7 protein-coding genes are annotated in these 6,881 nt (G+C 35.0%); 4 read left to right on the top strand and 3 right to left on the bottom strand.

Annotated features, from left to right (window positions below; all coding sequences use genetic code 11):
• The 3 genes from A9G30_RS03445 to A9G30_RS12865 all read left to right on the top strand — a co-directional run.
• A partial coding sequence (locus A9G30_RS03445) for an MFS transporter (protein WP_141671968.1) occupies positions 1-1,162 on the top strand: 1,162 nt, incomplete at its 5' end.
• A gap of 10 nt (positions 1,163-1,172) precedes the next feature.
• Positions 1,173-1,667, top strand: coding sequence for a hypothetical protein (locus tag A9G30_RS03440; protein WP_141671967.1), 495 nt, complete (start codon positions 1,173-1,175; stop codon positions 1,665-1,667).
• Between the two features lie 5 nt (positions 1,668-1,672).
• On the top strand, positions 1,673-1,840 hold the full coding sequence (locus A9G30_RS12865) for a hypothetical protein (RefSeq protein WP_176700830.1): 168 nt from the start codon (positions 1,673-1,675) through the stop codon (positions 1,838-1,840).
• A 140-nt stretch (positions 1,841-1,980) separates the two neighbouring features.
• Here the strand turns inward: A9G30_RS12865 and metG are convergent, their stop codons facing one another.
• Positions 1,981-4,008: a methionine--tRNA ligase gene (gene metG / locus A9G30_RS03435; RefSeq protein ID WP_065588069.1), complete on the bottom strand. Its 2,028-nt coding sequence runs from the start codon at positions 4,006-4,008 to the stop codon at positions 1,981-1,983.
• Between the two features lie 227 nt (positions 4,009-4,235).
• Here metG and apbC point away from each other — a divergent pair, with 227 nt between their 5' ends.
• Positions 4,236-5,336 carry an iron-sulfur cluster carrier protein ApbC gene (gene apbC / locus A9G30_RS03430; RefSeq protein ID WP_065582441.1) on the top strand — a complete coding sequence of 367 codons (1,101 nt, stop codon included), beginning with the start codon at positions 4,236-4,238 and terminating at the stop codon, positions 5,334-5,336.
• Positions 5,337-5,444: 108 nt separating this feature from the next.
• Here the strand turns inward: apbC and A9G30_RS03425 are convergent, their stop codons facing one another.
• The gene (locus A9G30_RS03425) at positions 5,445-6,185 is read right to left on the bottom strand and encodes an acid phosphatase (RefSeq protein ID WP_065588068.1); all 741 of its coding nucleotides are present in this window, start codon (positions 6,183-6,185) and stop codon (positions 5,445-5,447) included.
• A gap of 281 nt (positions 6,186-6,466) precedes the next feature.
• Positions 6,467-6,820: a DMT family protein gene (locus tag A9G30_RS03420; protein ID WP_065582439.1), complete on the bottom strand. Its 354-nt coding sequence runs from the start codon at positions 6,818-6,820 to the stop codon at positions 6,467-6,469.
• Between the last annotated feature and the right edge of the window lie 61 nt (positions 6,821-6,881).

Below are 6,881 nucleotides of genomic sequence, written 5' to 3'. Positions count from 1 at the left end.
ATCAATGAAATATAAGTTAATCGTAGGAACAACATTAATTCCTTTTATAGCACTTGCTGTTGTTACCCTTCTATACATTTTTTTACCCATTCCAGAAAATTTACTAATTTTTATCAAAGGTAGCACACCAAGTAATGTCAGCTTATTGACAAGTGTGTTTGGTATTTTTTACGCGATTGGACTAATTATTTGGGGAATTTTATCGGATAAAATAGGCAAAGATTTTACTTTAGCAATAGGCTTACTACTTTTAGCATTAATCACTTTTATTATTCCATTGATAAGTGGTTATTATTTATTATTGCTAGCACGTTCCATCCAAGGCTTTTGTGCAGCCTCATTTCCACCTGTTGCATTAGCGTGGATTTCGGTCAACCTTGCTGATGCAACAAAATCTAAAGCAATCTCAATTATTAGTTGTGCGTTTCTACTCGCAACAACCATTGGGCAATGGTTTGGTTCAATAATGATTGTTGATTCACTGCATAAGTCTATGTGGTTTTTAGGTATTATTTACGCATTAGGCGCTGTATGCTTTTATTTCAACAGTTCAAAAAGCAATAGAAAAAAACCAACACCCCAAAAAACAACAATAACTTCAATTTTTAGTAAACTTCCCAATATTTTGTTTAATAAAAAATTATTTCCTATCTATTGTTGTTCGCTCTTTGTTTTACTTAGTTTCGTTAGTCTTTATTCAATATTACACCATAGCTCATTAATCATTTATGTACCAACACTACGTAATATAAGCATTATTGCTATATTATTTAGTCTAACAGCTGGTTATATATTTAAGCTAATCAAACCATTATACGTATTATTCATGGCATTATGCCTAATGAGCATTTCGTTATTAATTCACTGTTTTTATATTAATGACCAATTAAATTTTGTTAGTTTTTTATTTATTATCCATTTTATATTTATTTTTGGACTAGCCTATGCCATTCCATCAATGATTACATGTATTACAATCGAATCTGAAGCTGAAAGTCGTGGCATTGCCATATCGCTATACACCTGTGTTTTATTTATTGGTGCGAGTGTAGGCGCCTTTTTACCAACCATTTTTGAAACAAATACTTTAATTTTACTTGTCACCCTTTTCCTATTTATTTGTGCATTGCAACTAATGTTAAATAAAAGAAATTACCATTAAGGTTTTTATAATGAAAAAAATATTTATTAGCTTAATAATTATAACAAGTTTTTTAAATTCAATTTGTTATGCCGAAGAAATGAGTACAATAAAGGAACCCACTATGAACTCAACGCAAATACAACAAGCAAAAAACATACTTGAACCAAATTTTCAAAAGTTATTACAAAATGCAGAACGCGATTTTAATTTTGTATTAACTAAACAAGGACTCCACAATAAACAGCCTGTCACTCTTTATCGTTTTGAACCCAATGAAAGCATACATCTTGAACAACAACATGTTTCATTATTAATAAATGATACTACTAAAAATTTACAAGGATTAGTAAGATTACTACCTAAATATCAGTCTTCTAGCCAACAAGTTTCCAAAGAAATCGCATTACAAATTACTCTAAATTTTCTTAAAGACTATGCACCAGATTTATTAGAAAACTATAATAATAATTGGATCAATACCCATAACGAAACTATTATTGTTGATGGCAAAAAAACACACTAACAGGAATGAAAGTCAAATGCCGTGATTTAAATACTGGCCTCTATTTTTGGACTATTATAGGACCTGATCAAACAGTAATGGTTTTTGAAAGAGATATTGACTGGGATTTTATTCGAGCAGGAAGGCAAACTCAAAAGTGGTTACATGATAGTTGGTTAGCTAAACACTTATAATAGAAAAACAACTCTAAAAAACAAACGCTACAATTATTTATCAAATAAGCAAATTTTATACTGAAACGCATAATTTCCTGAAACATCTTAACAAGTATATTAACTTGTTAAGATGCAGTTATTTATAATAAAGATATCAATTACGAAATTCGCATCCCTGGCTTAGCGCCACTATCTGGAGATAAAAGATAAACACCCTCACTATCATCCTTACCACTAGCGCAAAGCACCATGCCTTCTGAAACACCAAAACGCATTTTGCGAGGTGCTAAATTTGCAATCATAATAGTTAAACGACCTATCAGCACTTGAGGATCTGGATAGAATTGCTTAATGCCAGAAAACACATTACGCGTTTCATCACCAATATCAAGCGTTAGTTGAAGTAATTTATCTGATCCTTCAACAAAACTGGCGTGTTTAATTAAAGCAACTCGCATGTCGACTTTAGCAAAATCGCCAAAATTAATTGTTTCAGCGATAGGTTCGGCAACTTGGGTTTTAGCTGGTGTTGCTAAGGCAGCTTGTTGTTTAGTTTCTTCAATCATGGCTGTGACTTTGTCCATATCAATACGGTTAAATAACGCTTTAAATTGATTAATCTTGTGGTTTGTTAACGCATCCCCAATGGTATTCCATTCTAATTTACTATTTAAAAATGCCTCAGTTCGTTCAGCTAATGACGGTACAATCGGTTTTAAATAGGTCATTAAAATGCGGAATAAGTGAATCCCCATTGAGCAAATATCTTGCAATGCTTGATCTTGCCCTTCTTGCTTAGCAACAACCCACGGTGCTTTTTCGTCAATATAACGATTCGCTTCATCGGCAAGCGCCATGATCTCACGAATGGCTTTACCTGATTCGCGTTGTTCAAAGAAATCGGCAATCACTTTCGCTTTTTCCACAAATAATCCATAAAGCGCTGGCTCTGCCACTTTATCCGATAATTTGCCCTCAAAACGTTTATAAATAAATCCAGCCGAACGTGAAGCAATATTGACCACTTTATTAACTAAATCACTATTCACACGTTGCACAAAATCTTCAAGGTTTAAATCAATATCATCAATATGCGGTGATAATTTAGCAGCGTAATAGTAACGTAAACAATCGGGATCTAAATGTTTTAAATAGGTGCTTGCTTGAATAAACGTACCGCGTGATTTAGACATTTTAGCGCCATCAACGGTCACATAGCCATGAACAAAAATATTCGATGGTTTGCGATATTGGCTACCTTCAAGCATTGCAGGCCAAAATAAGCTGTGGAAGTAAACAATATCTTTACCAATAAAATGGTAAAGCTCTGTACTGGAATCTTTATTCCAAAATTCGTCAAAAATGGGTTTATTTTGTTTATTGCAGTAATTTAAAAAAGATCCCATATAACCAATGGGTGCATCTAACCAAACATAAAAATATTTACCTGGCGTATCTGGGATTTCAAAACCAAAATAAGGCGCGTCACGGCTAATATCCCATGGTTGCAAGCCAGCTTCAAACCATTCTTGCATTTTATTAGCGACTTGATCTTGCAACGTCCCAGAACGGATCCACGCTTGCAACATATTTGAGAAAGCAGGCAGATTAAAAAAGAAGTGCTCTGATTCTTTCATAATGGGGGTGGCTCCCGAAACAACAGACTTAGGATTAATTAAATCAATCGGGTTATAAGTTGCACTACAAACTTCACAGTTATCACCATACTGATCTGGTGCTTTGCAACGTGGACAAGTGCCTTTTACAAAACGATCGGGCAAAAACATCTGTTTTTCAGGATCGAACAACTGTGAAATGATTTTAGTTTTAATGTAACCATTAGCCTTTAAACGCTGATAAATCTGCTCTGATATTTCGCGATTTTCAGGACTATGTGTTGAGTGGTAATTATCATAACTAATATGGAACCCAGCAAAATCACGTTGATGTTCAGTTTTTACTTCACTGATCATTTGCTCTGGCGTGATACCTAATTGTTGAGCCTTAAGCATAATTGGCGTACCATGCGCATCATCAGCACAAATAAAATAAATTTCATTATCACGCATGCGTTGATAGCGTACCCACACATCAGCTTGAATATGTTCAAGCATGTGCCCTAAATGAATTGAACCATTGGCATAAGGAAGTGCACAAGTCACCAATATTTTGCGTTGAGTTGTCATATTAATTTATTGTCCCTTTTTATATAATAGCAGAAATAGTACATCAATCGTGGGATTATCGCTAGATTTATGCCATAATTTGATTAAATTTCTATACTCGATTGCGCTTTGTAAGCAAGTAAGCAATGATTTTTTTTGAGGATGAAAATAATGTGCTTGATGGTGTCCCACCATTTACGATGTTTTACCCTCTTAAGGAGAATTGATTGAAAGTGAAATGGGCCTAAATGTCGATACATAAAGAGATAGCCATAATGAACATTGAAGTCAAAAAAATTCTTGAAAATTTTACGCATCCAACTTTACAAAAAAATTTACTTGAACTTAAAGCACTAAAAAAATGTGAAATAGTTAATCATTGTTTATCTATCACTTTAGCTATGCCCTTTGTTTGGCAAACCGCTTTTGAGGAATTGAAAAAAAAATCCACTCCTGAATTACTCAAGCTTAACAACATTAACGAAGTTGACTGGCATATTGAATACCCAATAGCGACATTAAGGCGCGCTAATGACCAACATGCCATTAATAATATAAAAAATATTATCGCCATAAGTTCAGGCAAAGGTGGCGTGGGTAAATCATCAACAGCCGTCAATCTTGCACTAGCTTTACAAAAACAAGGCGCCAAAGTAGGTATTTTAGATGCAGATATTTATGGCCCTTCAATTCCAACCATGTTAGGCACAGAAAAACAGCAACCGTTAACACCTGACAATAAACACATGACCCCAATTATGGCACACGGATTAGCCAGTAACTCTATTGGTTATTTAGTCGATCCAGATAGCGCCATGGTATGGCGTGGACCAATGGCAAGCAAGGCATTACTGCAAATATTACAAGATACATTATGGCCTGAGCTTGATTATTTGGTTATTGATATGCCTCCGGGTACTGGGGACATCCAATTAACCCTAGCACAAAGCATTCCAGTAACGGCAGCAATCATTGTCAGTACACCACAAGACATAGCATTAATTGATGCCCAAAAAGGCATGACCATGTTTAATAAAGTCAACATCCCTACACTAGGCATTATTGAAAACATGAGTTACCACATTTGCGAAAATTGTGGTCATCACGAAGCCATTTTTGGCGAAGGTGGAGCACAGCGTTTAGCTGAGCAATATCAAACAAAATTACTCGGGAAAATGCCACTCCATAAAATGTTACGCCAAGATCTCGATACAGGGCAACCTACTGTTATTAGCCATCCTGATAGCGAATTTACCCAGCTTTATTGCCAAATTGCCGGGCGTATTGCCAGTGAGTTATATTGGCAAGGCGAAGCAATTTTACCGGATATTTCCTTTAAGGCGCTATAATAAAGAATAAGCTTGGCTGTCAACAACAGCCAATGCTATTGATATTTTATAATTAATTTGGCATCACATCGCCATGATCAGCTGCGCAATAACTGCCCATTATCACCCTTATTTTAAATGGCGGAACTCGGCTTTTGCCTTCGTTAATTGTTGATTAAAAGCGGTATTCGTATGTAATTGAGCAACCACCGCAGCTGCCATCACCTTAGCAGCATCAACATCACTTTGCCAATGATAGCCGCAAATAACGCGGCTTTCGCCAATCTCATAACCTCGTTTTAAAATTTCATTTTGACGCGCTGGATTTATCTCTGCTAACACAAGTGAAATAGCAAACCCCATTGTTGTATGACCAGAGGGATAGGATCCATTGGTCGATAGCGCTTTTTCATCATCTGGGCGACAGGTTGGTTCATGGAAAAATGAAAACGGTCGAATACGGTTATAATGGTTTTTAGCTGAGCGCGTTGCCAAATCCCCGGCATCTTCTTTCATTGTAGTAACTAATTTGTAAATTTCTGGCGTTTTCTTATCAGAAATTTCAAAACCAAAAGATGGTGAAAATTGCTTAGTGATATTATCTTTACTTGAATCAGCATCTAAATAGGCCTGTTTTCCACGTTCTGTATTACGAACAGACTTACCCCAATCGTACATTGCTTTATCGCGTAAAAAATCAATGCTGTCAAAAGTAGGAGGCGGTGGCAAAAGCAGCAAGCTATTAGGTGCTTGTTCTTCTTTAAGGAAAAAATCATTAGGATCTGTTGTTACATCTTTTCCCCCAGAAGCAAAAACATTTGAACATATTAAAGAAGCAACAAATAACGAACAAAAAATTTTTTTTTGCATATACTTCTCCTTATACAAATAAGGGATAACTATCAAAACATGTTATCGAAACAAAAAACGCTTAAATAACATCCAATTAATCATTTTGTATGAAACAATAACACGGTCAGCAAGATATCAATAGCTGTTCAACAATAAAATACAGCAACATATTAATAAAGATTGAGTATTTTTAATGTGATAGTCATCACAATTATATTTACAGTGGAATATTTGAAAGGCTAATTTAGATCATTACCGTGACAAATATGCTCAATATTTATCACGGTTCTAGAATGAATTTAAGCAAAAATCTTATCGCGGAACATAAAAAATACTGCACCTAAAAGACACAAACCCGCCCAAATATAGTCTGTCTTAAATGGCTCTTTTAAAATATAAATTGAAAAAGGGATAAAAACAGACAAACTAATTACTTCCTGAATAATCTTTAATTGACTTGCGCTGGCAACCTGAAAACCAATGCGATTAGCAGGCACTTGCAATAAATACTCAAATAACGCAATCCCCCAGCTAGCAAACACCGCCACTAGCCAAACTTGGTTATGTAAAAACCGCAAATGCCCATACCACGCAAAAGTCATAAAAACATTACTAAAAGTCAGTAAACAAACAGTAATAAGTAATTGATTCATAGTGTTGATATAAGAGTAAAGAAAGGGACTGGCATTATATACCATTGTCTAATAAACATAC

The sequence above is a fragment of the Gilliamella sp. Fer4-1 genome (assembly GCF_001690515.1).
In the GTDB taxonomy this organism is placed as follows: Bacteria; Pseudomonadota; Gammaproteobacteria; order Enterobacterales; family Orbaceae; genus Gilliamella; species Gilliamella apicola_C.
Note: the sequence above shows the minus strand (reverse complement) of the source record. Positions and strands in the feature narration are given on the sequence as shown.

What these genes read in the sequence shown, in the direction of transcription:
- A9G30_RS03440 (WP_141671967.1), top strand. Translation starts at nt 1,173, where the DNA reads ATGAAAAAAATATTTATTAGCTTAATAATTATAACAAGTTTTTTAAAT.
- A9G30_RS12865 (WP_176700830.1), top strand. Translation starts at nt 1,673, where the DNA reads ATGAAAGTCAAATGCCGTGATTTAAATACTGGCCTCTATTTTTGGACT.
- metG (WP_065588069.1), bottom strand. Translation starts at nt 4,008, where the DNA reads ATGACAACTCAACGCAAAATATTGGTGACTTGTGCACTTCCTTATGCC.
- apbC (WP_065582441.1), top strand. Translation starts at nt 4,236, where the DNA reads ATGTCGATACATAAAGAGATAGCCATAATGAACATTGAAGTCAAAAAA.
- A9G30_RS03425 (WP_065588068.1), bottom strand. Translation starts at nt 6,185, where the DNA reads ATGCAAAAAAAAATTTTTTGTTCGTTATTTGTTGCTTCTTTAATATGT.
- A9G30_RS03420 (WP_065582439.1), bottom strand. Translation starts at nt 6,820, where the DNA reads ATGAATCAATTACTTATTACTGTTTGTTTACTGACTTTTAGTAATGTT.